At 70.0% G+C, this 17,866-nt stretch carries 14 protein-coding genes; 6 read left to right on the forward strand and 8 right to left on the reverse strand.

The window, feature by feature from the left end:
* The first annotated feature begins 202 nt into the window (after positions 1 to 202).
* Positions 203 to 991 (forward strand): SRPBCC family protein, encoded by a 789-nt coding sequence (locus EIL87_RS11105; protein WP_407690536.1) that lies wholly within the window; start codon positions 203 to 205, stop codon positions 989 to 991.
* 25 nt (positions 992 to 1,016) lie between these two features.
* On the opposite strand, the gene EIL87_RS11110 is transcribed toward EIL87_RS11105, so the two are convergent.
* From EIL87_RS11110 to EIL87_RS11120, 3 genes are all read right to left on the reverse strand, one after another.
* Positions 1,017 to 2,024 carry an o-succinylbenzoate synthase gene (locus EIL87_RS11110; RefSeq protein ID WP_125090151.1) on the reverse strand — a complete coding sequence of 336 codons (1,008 nt, stop codon included), beginning with the start codon at positions 2,022 to 2,024 and terminating at the stop codon, positions 1,017 to 1,019.
* Positions 2,025 to 2,575: 551 nt separating this feature from the next.
* Entirely contained in the window at positions 2,576 to 3,169 is a 594-nt protein-coding gene (locus EIL87_RS11115) for a suppressor of fused domain protein (RefSeq protein WP_125090152.1), read from the reverse strand.
* A gap of 121 nt (positions 3,170 to 3,290) precedes the next feature.
* Positions 3,291 to 4,952: a DNA repair helicase XPB gene (locus EIL87_RS11120; protein WP_125090153.1), complete on the reverse strand. Its 1,662-nt coding sequence runs from the start codon at positions 4,950 to 4,952 to the stop codon at positions 3,291 to 3,293.
* A gap of 294 nt (positions 4,953 to 5,246) precedes the next feature.
* On the opposite strand from EIL87_RS11120, the gene EIL87_RS11125 reads away from it, so the two are divergent.
* The 3 genes from EIL87_RS11125 to mdlC all read left to right on the forward strand — a co-directional run bounded on the left by EIL87_RS11125 (position 5,247) and on the right by mdlC (position 8,176).
* Positions 5,247 to 5,798, forward strand: coding sequence for a DUF4334 domain-containing protein (locus tag EIL87_RS11125; RefSeq protein WP_125090154.1), 552 nt, complete (start codon positions 5,247 to 5,249; stop codon positions 5,796 to 5,798).
* A 58-nt stretch (positions 5,799 to 5,856) separates the two neighbouring features.
* Entirely contained in the window at positions 5,857 to 6,510 is a 654-nt protein-coding gene (locus tag EIL87_RS11130) for a hypothetical protein (protein WP_125090155.1), read from the forward strand.
* 70 nt (positions 6,511 to 6,580) lie between these two features.
* Positions 6,581 to 8,176, forward strand: a complete 1,596-nt coding sequence (gene mdlC, locus EIL87_RS11135) for a benzoylformate decarboxylase (protein ID WP_125090156.1) — start codon at positions 6,581 to 6,583, stop codon at positions 8,174 to 8,176.
* A gap of 294 nt (positions 8,177 to 8,470) precedes the next feature.
* Here mdlC and EIL87_RS11140 read toward each other — a convergent pair whose 3' ends face one another.
* From EIL87_RS11140 to EIL87_RS11160, 5 genes are all read right to left on the reverse strand, one after another.
* Entirely contained in the window at positions 8,471 to 9,292 is an 822-nt protein-coding gene (locus tag EIL87_RS11140; protein WP_125090157.1) for an ABC transporter ATP-binding protein, read from the reverse strand.
* A 3-nt stretch (positions 9,293 to 9,295) separates the two neighbouring features.
* Positions 9,296 to 10,102 (reverse strand): ABC transporter permease, encoded by an 807-nt coding sequence (locus EIL87_RS11145; protein WP_125090158.1) that lies wholly within the window; start codon positions 10,100 to 10,102, stop codon positions 9,296 to 9,298.
* An 82-nt stretch (positions 10,103 to 10,184) separates the two neighbouring features.
* Positions 10,185 to 10,952 carry an ABC transporter permease gene (locus EIL87_RS11150; RefSeq protein ID WP_125090159.1) on the reverse strand — a complete coding sequence of 256 codons (768 nt, stop codon included), beginning with the start codon at positions 10,950 to 10,952 and terminating at the stop codon, positions 10,185 to 10,187.
* Between the two features lie 7 nt (positions 10,953 to 10,959).
* Positions 10,960 to 11,973, reverse strand: a complete 1,014-nt coding sequence (locus EIL87_RS11155) for an ABC transporter substrate-binding protein (protein ID WP_125090160.1) — start codon at positions 11,971 to 11,973, stop codon at positions 10,960 to 10,962.
* Between the two features lie 535 nt (positions 11,974 to 12,508).
* Positions 12,509 to 13,522: an ABC transporter substrate-binding protein gene (locus EIL87_RS11160; RefSeq protein WP_125090161.1), complete on the reverse strand. Its 1,014-nt coding sequence runs from the start codon at positions 13,520 to 13,522 to the stop codon at positions 12,509 to 12,511.
* Positions 13,523 to 14,090: 568 nt separating this feature from the next.
* On the opposite strand from EIL87_RS11160, the gene EIL87_RS11165 reads away from it, so the two are divergent.
* Both EIL87_RS11165 and EIL87_RS11170 read left to right on the forward strand, forming a co-directional pair.
* Positions 14,091 to 17,417 (forward strand): sensor histidine kinase, encoded by a 3,327-nt coding sequence (locus tag EIL87_RS11165; RefSeq protein WP_233576177.1) that lies wholly within the window; start codon positions 14,091 to 14,093, stop codon positions 17,415 to 17,417.
* A 20-nt stretch (positions 17,418 to 17,437) separates the two neighbouring features.
* The gene (locus EIL87_RS11170) at positions 17,438 to 17,845 is read left to right on the forward strand and encodes a roadblock/LC7 domain-containing protein (protein WP_175548002.1); all 408 of its coding nucleotides are present in this window, start codon (positions 17,438 to 17,440) and stop codon (positions 17,843 to 17,845) included.
* Positions 17,846 to 17,866 lie beyond the last annotated feature (21 nt).

Here is a 17,866-nt window from a genome sequence, read left to right on the forward strand (position 1 = left end):
TCTGGTGGCGTTCCTCCGGAATCGCCACCAGACCCGAATCGTTCTCGTTGGGCAGGAGTTCCCGTCCACGCTGAGCCGATCGGGCTACCGGCGCGCCGTCCGGCCTGGGAGGCTGGTGGGCGGACTGCGTTATAGCTTCAGACTCAACGACGGCTCTGCGCCTGAGCCGAGCACGGTCAACCAGGAGGACCTTCCAGTGGAGATGCAGCACACGTTCAGCGTTCCGGTGCCGATCGATGCGGCCTGGAAGGCGATGATCGACCCCGAACGGGTCGCTCCGTGCATGCCCGGCGCCACGCTCACCAAGGCCGAGGGCAACGAGTTCGCCGGCTCGGTGAAGGTGAAGCTCGGCCCAGTGACGCTGCTGTACAAGGGAACCGGTGTCTTCAAGGACGTCGACGAGAAGAACCGCCGCCTGGTCATCGATGCCAGCGGCAAGGACTCGCGGGGCAGCGGCACCGCTGCCGCGACCGTCGTGGTGAACCTGAAGGACGAGGGCGGCACGACCTCGGGCACCGTTGACACCGACCTCAAGGTCACCGGCAAGCCCGCTCAGCTGGGCCGCGGGCTGATCTCCGAGGTCGGCGGCAAGATCCTGAACCAGTTCGCCGACAACCTCGCCAAGAAGCTGGAGTCCGAGCAGGAGGCCCCGGCCGCGCAGGAGTCGAAGCCGGCGGCCGAGTCCTCGAGCACCGAGACCGCGAGCGGTTCCACCGGCAACGGCACCGCCGCCGCGGCGGGCACGTCGGCGAGCGGCGCCACCGTGGGGTCGGCGCGCAAGGACACCAGCTGGCGGGTCACCCCGGCCGGCGCGGACACGCCGAGCAGCCCCTCGGTCGCTCAGCCTTCCGCCAACGACGAGGCCATCGACCTGCTGGGCACCGCGGGCACCCCGGTCCTCAAGCGCGCGGCACCGGCCGCGATCGGCCTGCTGGTGGCGTTCATCGTGCTGCGCCGCTTCAAGAAGCGTCGCGCCCGCAAGCGCGGCTGACCCTCCCTCCGGGTGCGCCGCGGTCCTACCGCGGCGCACGGAGCCAGGGACCTCGGGGCCGCAGGAGCTTCCCGACCCGGGCCATGCGGTCGAGCCACCAGCGCTGCACGTCGGCGGGTGGTGTGGCGGCCGCGACGCGCGCCGGGTCGGGCTCCGGCGGCGTCGAGGGCACGGGCAGGAATCCCTGCTCGGGCAACAGCGGTTCCGCGACGACATCGCCCTCGAGCAGCGCCACCGTGCCCAGGCCGCAGGCGAACGGCAGTTCCGGCAGGGCACCGGCCAGCGCCAGCTGGGCGGACAGCCCCACGCTCGTCTCCACCGCCGAGGACACCACGCACGGCAGCCCGGAGGCCTCCGCGACCTGCAGCGCCCGGCGGACCCCGCCCAGCGGGGTCGCCTTGATGATCGCCACGTCGGCTGCGCCGGCCACCGCCACGCGCATCGGGTCCTCGGCGCGGCGGATGCTCTCGTCGGCGGCGATGCGCACCTCGACCCTGCGCCGCACGGCCGCCAGCTCCTCGATGCTCGGGCACGGCTGCTCGGCGTACTCCAGACCTCCAGCCGCCCCGTCGAGCTCGCGGAGGCGGCTCACGGCGGTGTCGACGTCCCACGCCGCGTTGGCGTCCACCCGGATCGCGCCGCCGGGTCCGAGCGCGTCGCGCACCGCCTCGACCCGTGCCAGGTCGTCGGCGGCCGACTGGCCCGGCTCGGCGATCTTGACCTTCGCGGTCCGGCAGCCCGACCTCGCCACGATCTGCGCCGCCGTCTCGGCCGGGACCGCCGGCACGGTGCAGTTGACGGGGATCCGGTCCCGCACCGGCTCGGGCCAGCCTTCCTCGCACGCCTCGAACGCCGCCTGCAACCACGGCACGGCCGCGGCGTCGTCGTAGTCCTCGAACGGGCAGAACTCCCCCCAGCCGGCGGGCCCCGACAGCAGCACGCCGCGTCGCACGGTGATCCCGCGGAAGCGGTTGCGCATCGGCAGTGCGTAGACCCGGACCGCGTCCAACGCCGCAGGATCGAAGCTCGCCATGCCCCAATCCTTTCAGCCCGGACCACCACCCGCGCCCCGGGTGACCACACCCCACGGGCCGCTGCCGACCCCACCCCGCCAGCGCCCCGCACCCCACGACCGGGCGACCGAACCCCGGAAAGCCGCGGTGATCGGAACTGGGCTCACCCGCGATCAGAATGGGAGAGCCTCGGCGTGATCGGACCCGGCTCACCGCGGCGATCCGGCCACCAACCTCACGGGGCGAGCCGCGGCTCGTAGTCGGGATCGCGTGGGGAGGAGACATGTCGCGCGAAATGTCCGGGTGTCCACGCAAGGGCCGTGCGGGCGAGTCGGGTGCTCTCGTGAGGTCTGGGGTGAGCAGCCGGCGAGCGGGACCTCGCCGTGGAGGGGGTTGCCGGAGGGGTGGTCGTGCGCTGGGCCGGGAGCGGTGGCCGTGGCTGTCGTCGCGCCGGGAGGCGTGGTCGGGCGGCCGGGCGCTGGGTGCGGGCGTGGTTCGCCGGCGCCCGTGGGTGGGGCGTGGCGGGGTGGGCGCCGGTGCGGTCACCGGTGCCGCGGGGGTTCCGGGTGCGTCAGGCGATGCTGGGGCGGCCGAGGTCGAAGACGTCGACCTCGAAGCGGGCCCACTGCTGGCGCAGCGACGTCACGCCGTGGTCGAGGATGTAGTTGAGCTCGCCCAAGGTCACCGGGAGCAGGGTGTAGACCTGGAGCTGCTCGTTGCCCTCCGGGTCGGTGAAGCGGGTGAACTCCGAGGGGAAGATGGGGTGACCGCTGGCCAGGACGCCGTGGAACTCCGTGCCCGGTAGCAGCGGCTGCTCGTTCGGGATGATCTGGTCGGGCACCAGGTAGGTCCGCTGCTGCACGAGCAGTTCCGAGGTCATGTCCACCAGGTGGCGAGCCGCCTCGGCCTGCTCCTTGTAGACCGTGCAGGCCAGCTCCTGGGCCGGTTCCGCGCCCAGCGGCTGGAACCGCAGGCCGCTGCTGATCACCGTCGTCAGATGGAGTTCCTCGAGGTAGAAGAACACCAGACCGTAGCCGCGGTTGCTGCCGTGCACGTTGGGCGGCTCGGCGCCCGTGGGCGTGCCGGCGTAGCGTTCCAGGTTCTCCGCGAGGCCGACGAAGCGGTGCGCACCGCCCATCGCCGGCCGTTCGTGCTCGGTTTCCATCCGATCTCCAGTGTCTTGCAGCCCGGACGCTGCGTTCGTTCATCGCAACGGTAGCCGTGGAGCAGCCGAACGCGGACCCCTTTTGAGTGACATCCGTCCGGGTATCACCCGGAGTTCCTCCTCACCCAGCGTCAGGCAGGGCCGGGCCAAGCAGGTCGTCGGCGTCCACGATCCGGTACGCGTACCCCTGCTCCGCGAGGAACCGCTGACGGTGTGCGGCGTAGTCGGTGTCCAAGGTGTCGCGCGAGACCACCGAGTAGAAGTGCGCCTGCTTGCGTTCCGCCTTGGGCCGCAGCAGCCTGCCGAGCCGCTGCGCCTCCTCCTGCCGAGACCCGAAAGTACCGGAAACCTGCACGGCTACCGAGGCTTCCGGCAGGTCGATCGAGAAGTTGGCGACTTTGGACACGACGAGGCGGTTGATCTCGCCCCGCCGGAACGCGTCGAAGAGCTCCTCGCGCTCCTTGTTCTTCGTCGAGCCCTCCACGATCGGCGCGTCCAACGCCTCGCCGAGCTCGTGCAGCTGCTCCAGGTAGGCGCCGATGACCAGGGCGGGTTCGTCCGGGTGCTGGTCGAGGATCGCCTTGACCACCGGAGCCTTGGTGCGCGCGGTCGCGCAGAGCTTGTAGCGGTCCTCGGCTTCGGAGGTGGCGTACTGCAGGCGCTCGTTGTCGGTGAGCGTCACCCGCACCTCGACGCACTCGGCCGGGGCGATCCAGCCCTGCGACTCGATGTCCTTCCACGGGGCGTCGTAGCGCTTCGGGCCGATCAGCGAGAACACGTCGCCCTCCCGGCCGTCCTCGCGGACCAGCGTGGCGGTCAGCCCGAGGCGACGGCGGGACTGCAGGTCGGCGGTCATCCGGAACACCGGCGCGGGCAGCAGGTGCACCTCGTCGTAGACGACCAGACCCCAGTCGCGGGAGTCGAACAGCTCCAGGTGCTTGTACTCGCCCTTGGACTTGCGGGTGATCACCTGGTAGGTCGCGATGGTGACCGGCCGGATCTCCTTCTTCTCACCGGAGTACTCGCCGATCTCCTCCTCGGTCAGCGAGGTCCGCTCGATCAGCTCCCGCTTCCACTGCCGGCCCGCGACGGTGTTGGTGACCAGGATCAACGTGGTGGCCGCGGCCTCGGCCATGGCCGCCGCACCGACCAGGGTCTTGCCCGCGCCGCAGGGCAGCACGACCACGCCCGAACCGCCGGCCCAGAACGACTGCACGGCCTGGCGCTGGTAGTCGCGCAGGCTCCAGCCGTCCTGCTCCAGCTCGATCGGGTGGGCCTCGCCGTCGACGTAGCCGGCGAGGTCCTCAGCAGGCCAGCCGACCTTCAGCAGCACCTGCTTGAGCCGCCCGCGCTCGCTGGGGTGCACCACGACGGTGTCGTCGTCGATGCGGGCGCCCAGCATGGGGGCGATCTTCTTGTTGCGCAGGACCTCCTCCAGCACTGCCCGGTCCACCGAGTTGAGCACGAGGCCGTGCGCGGGGTCGTTGACCAGTTGCAGCCGGCCGAACCGGCCCATCGTCTCCACGATGTCGACCAGCAGCGGCTGCGGCACCGGGAAGCGGGAGTAGCGGACCAGCCCGTCGACCACCTGCTCTGCGTCGTGCCCGGCGGCGCGGGCGTTCCACAGCGCCAGCGGCGTGATCCGGTAGGTGTGCACGTGCTCCGGCGCGCGCTCCAGCTCGGCGAAGGGTGCGATGGCGGTGCGCGCGTCGTCGGCGAGGTCGTGGTCGACCTCGAGCAGCAACGTCTTGTCGGACTGGACGATGAGAGGTCCGTCGGTCAAGGTGAGCGCTCCCTCGGGGTTCGGGCGGCGTTTGCGCAGGTGATCGGCACGATTCGTGGTCACCAGCCGGACTCCCGGCCCAGTATTCCACCCAGCCGGAACCGCCCCGGCCGGGTGCGGGCCGTGGAAGCGCCCGAAGTGACCCACATCGCCCGCGTGCCCACCGATCACCAGGTCGCGCGAGGCGCTGACGAGTGACGACGCCGTGCGGAGTGGGGCGCTTGGGGGATTGTGGTGGTGCGGGTCCGGTGGGAGCGTTTTCGCTGGTGATCTCGTCGGGTGTGGGGAGGTTCGATGACCGCGCAGGACGCAGGCGAGAGGCTGCGGCTGTTGGAGGCCGGGGCTTCCCCTGAAGCAGTGCTCGCACTCTTCGACTCGCTGCCCGCCGTGCGGGTCGAGGAGCTGGTGGGGACCTGGCGGGGGAACGGCATCCACACCGGGAACCCGTTGGACGGACTGCTGGAGCGCTTCGGCTGGTACGGCAAGCGGTTCGGCGGCCCGGAGGACGCGCACCCGCTGCTGTTCTCGACCAGCGGCGGCCGGGTGGTGAGCGTCAACCCGGCGTTCATGCCGGTCGGCACCCTGCTCAGCGTCGCCGACAAGGTGAAGAGCCCGGTGGTGGCGGCCCTGTTCCGGCGGCTGGTGCCCGTGGTGACCACGAACAAGCCACGCGCGCGACTGCGGGTGGTCGAGTACCGGGGCGTGTCCTCGGCGGCGATGGTCTACGACGCGCTGCCGATCTACGACCCGTTCCGCAAGGTCGACGACCACACCCTGCTGTGCGCGATGGACTTGCGGGGGCTCGACGCGCCGTTCCTGTTCGTCCTCCGCCGCGATGCCGCCTAACCAGGTGTTTTCCCGCTCTGGGTAGATTGCTCAAGGCGAACTCGACCACGGAGGACCAGTGACCTACCCACCGCGACCGGATCCCCACGGTGCGCAGTCCGGCCCGTACCCGGGAGGCTGGGGCACCGGTGGCGTGCACGGTCCCCAGGACTACCAGTACCCGCAGCAGGGTTCGGACGCGTTCTGGCGCCAGGTCGCGAGCAACCAGCCACCGCCACCCCCGCCGCAGAAGAAGCGCACCGGCCTGATCATCGGCATCACCCTGGGCGCCGCGCTGGTGCTGGTCGGTGGCATCGTCGCGATCTCGCTGGCCGTGATCGCGAGCAACCGGATCGAGGCGGGCGGCTGCATGTCGTTGCGCGACGAGCGCGGCGGCCCGATGGCCGCCGCCGACTGCGGTACGCCCGAGTCCGACTACGAGGTCGTCGACGTCCAGGAGGGCCGCAACCTCGCCGGCTGCGGCGACGACTACGTCAACTACGCCGACGGCACCACCTACTGCATCGTGCTCGACGTCCAGGCGGGCGACTGCCTGACGCCCTTCCAGCAGGACGAATCGGTGCTGCCGCTGAAGATCGAGTGCGCGAAGTCGGAGGACCAGGTCAGCAGGGTCGTCGGCGGCCAGGACCCGGGAGCGGCCTGCGAGGAGAACGAGGGCTACTACGTCTTCAGCCGCAAGACCGTCTGCTTCGGGGACGTCCAGGGCACCTGATCATTACTACCGCTAACGAAGTCGGTCTGCTGTGATGGGACCCGACATGGCGGCGAGGAGGCACTACGACATGGCTAGCGACGAGCGCACCGTCCGTGACATCACCCGGGGCCTGATGCGTGAGCTCGGGCTGACCACGGTGTTCGGCAACCCGGGCACCACCGAGGTCCCGTTCCTGACGGGGTGGCCCGACGACTTCCACTACGTCCTCGGGCTGCAGGAGTCCGTGGTGGTCGCGATGGCCGACGGCTACGCGCAGTCCCGCCGCCAGCCGGTGCTGGTCAACCTGCACTCGGCCGGTGGGGTCGGGCACGCGCTGGGCGCGGTGTTCACCGCCTACCGCAACCGCACGCCGATGATCATCACCGCTGGTCAGCAGACCCGCAGCTTGATGTTCGGCGAGCCGTTCCTCGGCGCCACCGAGGCGGCGAACTTCCCGAAGCCGTACGTGAAGTGGAGCTACGAGCCGGCCCGCGCCGCGGACGTCCCGGCCGCGCTGGTGCGCGCCTACCAGATGGCGACGACCCCGCCGTACGGTCCGGTGTTCGTGTCCATCCCGGCTGACGACTGGGACGAGCCCGGCGTCGAGGTCCCCGCGCGCCCGCGCACCCCGGGCTTCGCGCCCGACCCGGAAGCGGTCGCTGATCTCGCCGAAGCGCTGCGCGGCTGTGCACGTCCGGCGTTCGTCGCCGGCCCGGCGGTCGACGCCGACGGCGTCGTGGACGAGATGGTGCGGCTCGCGGAGAAGACCAAGGCGGCCGTGTACGCGCCGCCGATGTCGCCGCGCTGCTCCTTCCCGGAGGACCACCCGTGCTTCGCCGGGTTCCTGCAGCCCGAGCAGCGGCTGCTCAGCCAGGAGCTCTCCGGCTACGACCTGGTCGTGGTGTGGGGCGCCCCGGCGTTCACCTTCCACGTCTACCGGGGTGAGGCGGAAGCCTCGCTGCCGGAGTTGTTCCTGGTCAACGACGACCCCGACGTGCTGGCGCGGGCCCGTTCCGGGCGCGGCGTGATGAGCACGATGGCGCACGCGGTTCCCCAGGTCAACGCGCAGCTGGAGGACGTGGAGCGGCAGGCTCCGACGACGATGGTGCGGCCGGAGAAGCCCGCCGCGAGCACGCCGATGACCGCCTCCTACGTCTTCGACACCATCGTCGATCAGCTCCCCGCGGACGCCGCGGTCGTCGAGGAGGCGCCGAGCCACCGCAACGACCTGCACGAGTTCTTCCCCGTCCGCTCCACCGACGGCGGGTTCTTCACCGGCTTCTCCGGCGCGCTGGGCTACGGCGTCGGTGCCGCGGTCGGGGTCGGCATGGCCGACCCGACGCGGCGCACGGTGGCGCTGCTCGGTGACGGGTCCAGCATGTACGGGATCCAGTCGCTGTGGACGGCGGTGCGCGAGCAGACCCCGGTCACCTTCGTGATCATGGACAACTCGCGCTACGCGGCGGTGGCGGTGCTCGGCGAGGCCGCCGGCGGCAGCAAGCTGCCCGGCGTGGACCTCGGCGGCATCGACTTCGTGGCGCTGGCGTCCAGCCTCGGCTGCCCGGCCAAGCTCATCCAGACCCCGGAGGAGCTCTCCGAGGCCCTGCCGGAGGAGTTCGCCGGGAAGCAGGGACCCAGTCTCCTCCACGTCAAGGTCGACCCTGGGCAGAGGTTCTTGTACTGATCCTTCCTGCTGGGCGGTGCGGGTGGCGGAACCTCAGCCGCCTGGCTCCGGGCGCGGCTCCTGCTGTGTGCCGATGCACGTCGCGGCGTTCTCGCCAGACGTCGTCTGCGAACCCGCGGCGGTTCCGGCTGCGATGCTGGTGCTCCCAGCTCGCGGCTTCGCCGTTGGCGCTGGACACGGGTTCTCGACGCACCTTGCTTGGCGCGGCGGGTGGCGGGGGCTGCATGGGTGCGTGAACACGAAGGAGGGCGGCTCCGGAGGTTTTCCGGGGCCGCCCTCCTTCGTGGTGTCAGATCAGAGGATCTGGGTGGTTTCCGCTGCTGAGGCGGGAGCGGGGTTCGCGCTCTTGACGTCGAGGAGGCGGGCCACCTCGCTGCGCAGGTGCACGAACGTCTTCGACTCGCGGGTGGTGATCTGGTCGCGGTCGCGGCCCAGCGGGATCTCCAGGTCCTTGACGATCGTCGCCGGGGACTTCGACAGCACGAAGACCCGGTCGGCGAGGTAGATGCTCTCGTCGATGTCGTGGGTGACCAGCAGGACCGTGCTCTCGAACTGCTTGCGCACCCGCAGCAGCAGGTCTTCGAGCTCGAAGCGGGTCTGGGCGTCGACCGAGGCGAACGGCTCGTCCATCAGCAGCAGCGCTGGGCGGCAGGCCAGCGCTCGGGCGATCGAGACCCGCTGCTGCATGCCGCCGGAGAGCTGCCACGGGTACTTCTTCGCCGCGGCTGCCAGGCCGACCCACTCCAGCACCTCGTCGGCGCGCTCCCGGCGCTCGGTGCGGCCGATGCCGCGTGCTTGCAGCGGGAACTCGACGTTGGCGCGGACCGACTTCCACGGGAACAGCGAGCGGCTGTAGTCCTGGAACACCACGGCCAGGTCGCTGGGCACGCCGTCGACCGGCTCGCCGTGCAGCTTCACGTCACCGCTGGTCGGCTTGATCAGGCCGGAGATGCCCCGGAGCATGGTCGACTTGCCGCAGCCGGAGGGACCGACGATGCACGCGAGCTCACCGGTGCGGACCTCGAAGGTGAGGTCAGAGATGGCCTGGTGCCCGTTCGCCCCGCCGTAGCGGTGACCGAGTCCGGAGACGTCCAGCATCGTGTTCGTTCGGGTCATTGGTCAGCCTCCGACAACTTGGTCCGCCGACGCCTGCGAGGGCTGCCACCGCAGCGCACGGCGTTCCACCACGAGGAGCAGGGTGTTCAGTACGTATCCGAGGACGCCCAGCAGGACGATTCCCGCCCACATCGCCGGGAAGTCGAACTGGCGCTGGTCGAACATCAGCCGGTAGCCGATGCCGCTGGTGGACCCCACCAGTTCCGAGACGACCATCAGCACCAGCGACAACGACAGGCTGACCCGCAGGCCGGCGAAGATCTTCGGCGTCGCCGCGGGCAGCACCACGCCGGCGATCCACTGCGCGCGCGGGATCCGGAACGAGCGAGCGGTGTCGATCTTGACCTGGTCCACCGAGCGGACGCCGTCGACGGTGTTGAGCAGGATCGGCCACACGACGCTGAACACGATGACGCTGATCTGCATCGACGAGCCGATGCCCAGCAGCACGATGAACACCGGCACCAGCACCGGGGACGGGATGGCGCGCATGAACGCCATCAGCGGCCCCACGTAGTCCAGCAGGTTGCGGGAGCGGCCGAGCAGCGTTCCCAGCGCCACACCGAGGGCCGCGGCCAGCAGCCACCCCAGCGCGACCCGGCCGAGGCTGCCGAGCATGTCGCCGGTGGCCTCGGAAGTCAGGAACAGCGCCTCCGGCGGTCCGGAGAACCACTTCTGCCCGGCGGTGGCCAGGATCTGGCTCGGCGCGGGGAAGAAGGGGTGCTGCGCGAGCTGGGTCACCAGTTCCCACAGCAGCACGACCGCGATGAACACGAACCACTGGTGGAGAAAACTGCGCGTCTTGTTCACAGCGCACCCCGCAACTCAGGTCCCAGTGGGTTCACGATGTCGATTCCCGGGGCTCCAGGAGAACCGGGGATGAGGTGGCCCGTCACACTGCCTCCCGATCGACCGTGCTCCACGCCAGGCCGCGCTTGTGCACCGCTTCCAGCGCCTCGTTGATGAGGTAGCCGACGATGCCCGCGACGATCGTCCCGGCCAGCACCAGGTCCATCCGGCCGGCACCGGTCGAAGCGTCGAGCACGAAGCTGCCCAGCCCGGAACCGCCGCCCGCCAGGAACTCGGTGCTGACGACGAGGATCAGCGCCACCGAGGCGGACATCCGGATGCCGGTGAGCACGAACGGCGCGGCGTTGGGCAGCAGCACGGTGAACATGGTGCGGGCCCGGCCGAAGCCGAAGGACCGCGCGGTGTCCACCATCACCGGGTCGACCTCGTCCAACGCGTAGATCGTGTTGAACAGGATCGGCCACACCGCCGCGTACACCGCGAGCGTGATCTTGGTTTCCGGGCCGGAGCCGACCAGCACGATGGCCAGCGGGATCAGCGCCACCGAGGGGATCGGCCGGAGGAACTCGATGATCGCGCGGGTGGCGATCCGGATGCCGCGCACGCTGCCCAGCAGGAGCCCCAGCGGCACGGCCACGGCGATCGAGATGCCCAGGGCGATGGCCCAGGCCAGCACGCTCGCGATGAGGTCGAGCAGGAAGGAGGGGTCGCCGAGCAGTTCGACGAACTTGGTCAGGACCACCGTGGGCGGTGGGAAGTACTGGGGGTCGACGAGCCCGGACCTGCTGAAGGCTTCCCACAACAGCAGGAAGCCCAGCAGGCCGAGCAGACCCCGGAGTGTTCTGGTCATGTCCCGATCAGCTCTGCGGCGGTTGGACGATCATGCTCGCCACGTCGACGTCCTTGGTGATGTAACCGAATTCCAGCATCAACCGCGGGATGCGCTGCAAGCGGGTGGCGTCTGCCTGGGCGTTCAGCTTCAGCAGTGTGATGATGGACGCAGTTTCCCGGTCGATCTTGGCGAACTTGGGCAGCAGCGGCTCGATCTTGGCGCGATCCTGCGACTCGGCGACCGCGGAGGTCATCGCGCGCTGGAACGCCGCGACCGTCTTCGGGTTGTCCTCGGCGAACTGGGCGTTGGAGACGTAGCCGCCCAGCGGCAGGTCCTCCAGCGGGCCGGTCGCGGTGTCGAGCACCGGCACGGCCCCGGCGTCGCGCGCGGCGAGCGTCAGGAACGGCTCCACCACGAAAGCGGCGTCGACCTGACCGGACTTGAGCGCGTTCGGCATGTTGATGAAGCCCAGCGGCACCATCTGCGCCCTCTCGTAGGGCACCTTGTTGGCCTTCATCGCGGCCTTGACCATCAGCTCCGAGATGGTGCCCGGACCGGAGATCGCGATCCGCTTGCCGGCCAGGTCCTCCGGGGTGCGCACCCCGGAGTCCGGCGAGGACATGATCAGACAGCTGTTGGGCACCGCGGACATGCAGTCGGCGACGATCTTGAGGTTGGCCACGCCCTTGGCCTGGGCCGCGAAGATCGGCACGTAGCTGGAGAACGTGATGTCGTAGTCGCCGCCGATGGTGCTGTTGAGCGCGGCGCCGCCGTCGGAGGCGGTGACGATCTCGACCTCGAGGCCCTCGCGCTGGAAGTGGCCGGCCTCCACGGCCAGGTACAGCGGGGCGAGTTCCGCGGTGGGCAGCGCGCCGACGCGCAGCTTGGCCTTCTCCACCTTGCCGTTGCCCGACTGCTGCTGCTCCGCTCCGCCGAGCAGCCCGCAACCGCTGGCCCCCATCAGCGCTCCCGCGGTGGCGACGCCTCCGGCGAGTGTGATCAGGTCCCGGCGGGTCAACGGACTGTTCGTGCGACGCATTTCGTTTCCTCCTGGCATGGCGGGGTGCGGCCCGTGGGGCCTGCGGATGGAGCGACTTGCGCGTACCGAGGCGGCTGCGGCCGGGAGGGTGGGGGTTCGTGCGCTGGGGGCTCCGAGGTGGTGGTGGCGACCGCCCTGCACGCCCTGTGGCCTCCGGATCACCGGCTGCATCGGTGCCTGGAGAACTCTAGATATCCGATCAGGGGGCGACAACGGGCCGTGATGCGCTCGTTGTGACCTGTCAACCCTCTGTGTGTCACTGGCCACCCATTCGCGGAAGCAAAGAACACGAAGCGTGTCTCCCACATCGCGAACGAGTGAGGTTCTGGTGAGAACCGGCACGTTCACGGCCTATGACGACGAAAGCCGCAGACCTCTCGACGGGGTCGAGGTGTCTGCGGCTCGCGGTGGTCTCCGTGGCGGTTTCCGGACAGCTCCGCGCTGCGTGCGCCAGGTTCGGATCAGCTCTGCGTCGGAGGGGAACGGCGCCGGGCTCATCCCGGGGAAGGCCCGGCCCTCAGTCCTGCGGCTGAGATCAGGCCGGCGACGGCGGCACGATCATCTTGGCGACGTCGACTTCCTTGTCCAGGAAGCCGAAGTCCTTCATCAGGCGCGGGACCCGCTGCAGGCGGGTGGCGTCGGCGCGCGAGTTGAACTTGAGCAGCGAGATGATCGCGGCGGTTTCCTCGTCGATCTTGGCGAACTCCGGCAGCAGCGGCTCGATCTTGGAGCGGTCCTGCGCCTCGGCCACGGCACGGTCCATCGCACGCTGGAACGCGGCCACCGTCTTGGGGTTCTCCTGCGTGAACTTCGCGGTCGCGCCGTAGCCGGTCAGCGGCAGGTCCTCCAGCGGGCCGGTGTTGGTGTCGGCCACTGGGACCGCGCCGCTGGCGCGCGCCGCCTGGGTGAGGAACGGCTCGGTCAGGATCGCCGCGTCCACCCGGCCCTGCTGCAGCGCAGCCGGCATGTTGATGAACGGGATCGCGGCGAACTCGCACTTGGAGAAGTCCACGCCGTAGGCCCGCATGGTGGCTTTGACCAGCAGCTCCGAGATCGTGCGCGGGCCGGAGATGGCGATGGTCTTGCCCGCCAGGTCCTGCGGGGTGCGGACCTTCGAGCTCGGCGAGGTCATGATCGTGGTGGTGTTCGGCGCACCCGCGCCGCAGTCGGCCACGATCTTCAGGTCGGCCACGCCCCTGGCCTGAGCTGCGAAGAAGGGCACGTAGCTGGCGTAGGTGATGTCGTAGTCGCCACCGATGGTGCTGGTCAGGGCCGCGCTGCCGTCCGAGGTCGTGACGATCTCGACCTCGAGGCCCTCTTCCTTGAAGATGCCGTTGCGCACGGCCAGGTGCAGCGGTGCGAGGTCGGTCACCGGCATGGCTCCGACCTTGAGCTTCGCCTTCTCGACCTGGCCGTCGCCGCCACCCGCCGATTGCGAGCCGCCGAGCAGTCCGCAACCGCTGGCCCCCATCAGCGCCCCCGCGGTCGCCGTGCCACCTGCGAGTTTGAGCAGCCCTCTGCGCGACATAGCGCGGCTGGCCAGGGTCATCGAGTCCTCCTTGCGAACGCACGACATGGCGCGCCGGGCGGCGTGCACTCCGCTGGCTCGGCGCGGACAACCCCGCACAGGATCCCGCAGGTGCCGCTGTGCACTGTGGACTTGGCCACGACCTTCGACTGAGGCGCCGGAGCGGGCCGGTCGTCATACTCGAGTGCCGTGACAGGTGGGGTGCACAAAGGACTGTAGAGGTTTGAACTATCTGCTTACAACTGGGCGTAACTAAGCATGGGTCACACGTTTGGCCCAGCTGTTGTCCAAAGCACTCTGAAGAGTGACGGACGCCCGTATCGGGGGCCTGACTTGTGACGCCGGGTTAAGTATAGTCTCGCCCGTCGAGGTGACTGGCCTCTGCTTCGGGGGAATGCACGTTGTGACCAGGGAGTGTGATGGCAAGCCCGGCTGACAGAGTCTGGGTCTGCGGAAACTCGATCAGCGAGGTGACGTGGACCCGCTCGTGGGTACCCGATGCGACTGCGTCGGTTCGCGGGCACACTCCCGGCACGATGATCTCCACCGCCACGGCCAGGCAGGGCAGCTAGCCGTGGCGGTTCCGCACATGTCCGCCGCAGCGCAGGAAACAGGGATGCTCAACAACGACCCCGCTACCGCAGCCGGTGCAGCCGATCCGGCTGCTACCCGGACCAAGAAGTGGTGGCTGCGCAACTGGCGCCTCCGGTACAAGATGGCCGCCGTCCTGCTCGTGCCGACCCTCGCCGCGCTGGGTGTCGGCGGGGTCCGCATCTACGAAGGCCTGAACACCCAGTCCCAGATGCAAACCATCGTCGAGCAGGTCGAACTGGCGCAGCAGGCCTCCAACCTCACGCACGAGCTGCAGCGCGAGCGGGACTTCGCGATCGTCCTGACCACAGCCAACGGCGGGAGCGCGGGAAGCGACTACGAGGCGCAGGCGAAGCGCGTCGACACCGCGGCTCAGCAGGTGCGGGCCTTCGAGTCGCAGCTCGACGGGTTCAACCCCGAGGTCCGCTTCGCCTACCAGAGCGCCGAGCACCGGCTCAGCAGCCTCCCCGCGCTGCGCGGCACCGTCGGCAGCGGCTTCACCAGCCCGCAGACGATGATCGCCTACAACTCGGTGATCGACACGCTGCTGTCCATCAACAACCAGGTCGCCAACTCTGCGGCCAACACCGCCACCGCGCAGACCGCTCGCGCGGCCGACTCCCTCGGCCAGGCCAAGGAGCAGCTCGCGCGGCAGCGTTCGATCCTGCTCAGCGCTTCGCTGAGGAACCAGTTCCTGACCGGTCAGTCCGAGCAGATGCGCACCGCCGATGCTCGCTACGAAGCGGCCTACGGCGAGTTCGAGTCCGCGGCCACCCAGGAGCAGCGCTCCCTGTTCGCCGAGCGCGTGGCCGGTGCGGCGATCGACCGCACCGAGCAGATGGAGCAGAGCGCCCTGATCGCCTACGAGAACGATCAGCAGGACCAGAACCTCGGCGTCTCGCCCGCCGACTGGGGCCAGCAGTCCGGCCAGCGCACCGACCTCGTCCGCGAGGTCGAGTCCGATGTGCTCGACGACCTGCACTCCGACGCCACCGCGCTGTCCGACTCGGCCACCTGGACGCTGATCCGCGACTCCGCGCTGGTGGCGCTGCTGCTGATCGTGGCCTTCGGCGTGGCGACCTTCATCGCCCGCTCGATGCTGCGGCCGCTGCGCACGCTGCGCTACAGCGCGCTGGAGATCGCGCAGCAGAGCCTGCCGGACGCGATCAACCGGGTCACCGAGAGTCCGAGCGCCTCGCAGCAGACCACGGTGCCGACCGTGCCGGTCTACACCGACGAGGAGATCGGCCAGGTCGCCCGCACCTTCGACGCGGTGCACCAGCAGGCGCTGCGGCTGGCCGTCGAGCAGGCCATGCTGCGCAACAACGTCAACGACCTGTTCGTCAACCTCGCCCGCCGGTCGCAGACGCTGGTGCAGCGCCAGCTGGCGCTGATCGACCGCCTGGAGCAGGACGAGCAGGACCCGGACCAGCTCTCGAGCCTCTTCGAGCTGGACCACCTGGCCACCCGCATGCGGCGGAACAACGAGAACCTGCTGATCCTCGGCGGCACCGACCTCACCCGGCGCACGATGCGGCCGGTCCCGCTCAACGAGGTCCTCGGCGCCGCGGTCTCCGAGGTCGAGCAGTACGCGCGGGTCGCCGTGGTCGACGCCCCGGAGCTGGCCTTGCAGGGCCGCGTGGTCAACGACTTCGTGCACCTCGTCGCCGAGCTGCTGGAGAACGCCACGGTGTTCTCCAACCCGGACACCGAGGTCACCGTCCGCACCGCCTACCGCCGCCAGCAGCTGGTCATCGAGATCCGCGACCGCGGCGTGGGCATCGACGCCGGTGAGCTCGACGAGATCAACGAGCGGCTGGTTCGGCCGCCGGACATCGACGTCGCGGTCTCCCGCCGCATGGGCCTGTTCGTGGTCGGTCAGCTGGCCCGCAGGCACAACATCCAGGTCGAGCTCGACAACAACGAAGGTCTCGAGGGGGGCGTCACCGCCACCGTGCGCCTCAGCGGCGAGCTCGTCGTGCAGCTCACCCCGGACGGGCCGGTGCCGATGCCCGACATGCCGCGCACGGTGCAGCCCGAGGAGCGCGGTTCGCTCACCGAGACCGGCACCCAGCTGGGGCTGGCCGCCGCCTTCGGCGGTCGCTCCCCGGCGGGCGCCAACGGTCAGCAGCCGAGCCTCGACGCGCCCACCCACCGCGCGGACCTGCCGAGCTTGAGCGGTTCGGAGCAGGCGACCTCGTTCACGACGATGAACCAGGCGGCGGCCGACTCGGACGCTTCCCTGCCAGGTGCCGCACCGTTCCCGGGCCAGGACGCCTCCGGTGGTCCGGGGGGCGACGACTCGAACCTGCCCGCGCAGTACTCCGTGACGATGTCCTCCGGCGATGCGTTCGGTGCTACGAGCGTCCCCCAATGGGAGGATGACGCCCGGGCGCCCCACGACGACGGTGTCGGGGCGGAAGCCTGGCCGGACATCGACCCGGGCTTCGACGGGCAGTGCGGTGCGCCGTCGGAGACCTCCTCGACCGACCTGTTCCACAGCCCGTTCGAGGCGGAGAAGTCCCACTTCGCCCCGTCCCAGCCGTTCGGCTCCGAGACCAGCCCGAACGGCTTCAGCGGAGGCTTGAACGGGAACGAGCCCGACAGCGGCTCCTTGAACGGCAACGGCCTCAACGGCGGTGGGATCGGCACGGCCTTCGGCGGCAGCTTCGAGGGCGCCCCAGGGAACGGAAGCCGGTCCGAGTCGGCGTCGGAGTCCTGGGAGTCCGAGAACGCATCGCTGCGGGAGACCTCCGGTCCGGAACACCCGGGCTTCGACGGCGGGTCGACGGCTTACGCCGACGACGAGCCGAGGGAGTCCTGGGACGTGGACGATGCGCCTACCCAACGCCTGCCGATCTACGAAGCCGTGCTCTCGCAGTGGTTCCGCGAGTCCGACGTCGAGGACTCCAGCCCCGCCGCTGCCCCCAAGCCCGCCGAACCGGACGGCGCCGAGTCGACCTCGGCGCAGGAACCGGTCGTCGACGAAGTTCCGCGCACCACCACGCCCGACCCGGGCTGGGGTCAAGCGGACGTCGGTTGGAAAGCCGCCGAGGCGCTCCTGCAGACCCCCGAGGTCCAGGAGACCACCGCGGCCGGACTTCCCAAGCGGGTCCCGAAGACCAACCTCGTGCCCGGCTCGGCAGCACCTCGCTCCCCGCAGACGCCCCGCCGCAAGCCCGCCGCCCCGCGCTCGGCTGATGCCGTGCGCGGTCGGATGGCGAACTTCCAGCAGGGTGTCCACCGGGGCAGGCACGCCAAGTCCGAACCGGCTTCCACCGAACTTCCCCGCTCGAATCCGAGCCGTCCCGAGGAGCAGGAGTGAACGGGTCCGTGCAGCAACCGATGAGCAGCAACAGCTTCAGTTGGCTGATCACCGACTTCGTGCGTCGGGTACCCGGCGTGGCGCACTCGGTGGTCGTGTCCGCGGACGGTCTGCTGCTGGCCGGTTCCCAGGGCTTGCCGCGAGACCGCGCCGAGCAGCTTTCCGCCGTGGCGTCCGGTCTGGTCAGCCTCACCCAAGGTGCAGCGCGCTGCTTCGAAGCCGGTGAGGTGACCCAGACCGTCGTCGAGATGGAGCAGGGCTACCTGTTCCTGATGTCGATCAGCGACGGCTCGTGCCTGGCCGTCCTCGCCGCGCCCAACGCCGACATCGGCCTGGTCGCCTACGAGATGACCCTGCTCGTGGAGCGGGTCGGTCGTCAGCTCACGCCGGAACTGCGCGCGCAGCTGCAGGGAATGGGGCGCCGGTGATTCCGGCCGGGGAGAGCTGAG

This window comes from Saccharopolyspora rhizosphaerae (assembly GCF_003931915.1).
Classification (GTDB): domain Bacteria; phylum Actinomycetota; class Actinomycetes; order Mycobacteriales; family Pseudonocardiaceae; genus Saccharopolyspora; species Saccharopolyspora rhizosphaerae.